Origin of the sequence: Nocardioides mangrovicus (assembly GCF_003674065.1) — a bacterium.
In the GTDB taxonomy this organism is placed as follows: Bacteria; Actinomycetota; Actinomycetes; order Propionibacteriales; family Nocardioidaceae; genus Marmoricola; species Marmoricola mangrovicus.
On the sequence record NZ_RDBE01000016.1, the window covers coordinates 1 to 270 of the forward strand.

1 protein-coding gene is annotated in these 270 nt (G+C 62.6%); it reads left to right on the plus strand.

Going from position 1 to position 270, the window contains the following annotated elements; genetic code table 11:
- Positions 1–26: 26 nt before the first annotated feature.
- A partial coding sequence (locus tag D9V37_RS20120) for a hypothetical protein (RefSeq protein WP_147456016.1) occupies positions 27–270 on the plus strand: 244 nt, incomplete at its 3' end.

Genomic DNA, 270 nt, shown 5'->3' on the forward strand with positions numbered 1-270 from the left:
CGGCAACGCTTGGCGCTACAGCCGCCATGCTCGGGTTCAACCCTGCGCTAGGCGCCGCAGCCGGCCTGTTTCTAGACGCAAACAAGGCCGGTGGCGACTTCGAGGGCACGTTGGCTGCGCTCTCACGCGCGGCTGCGACGGGCTCGGATTCCTTCGATGAGCTCTACAAGAACGCTCAAAAGAGCTTGAATGCCGTCAACTACAAGGGCTTCAACCCGTCCAAGCTGGCGAGCGGCACGGTGACGGCAATTGGTTCCTACATCCACGGCG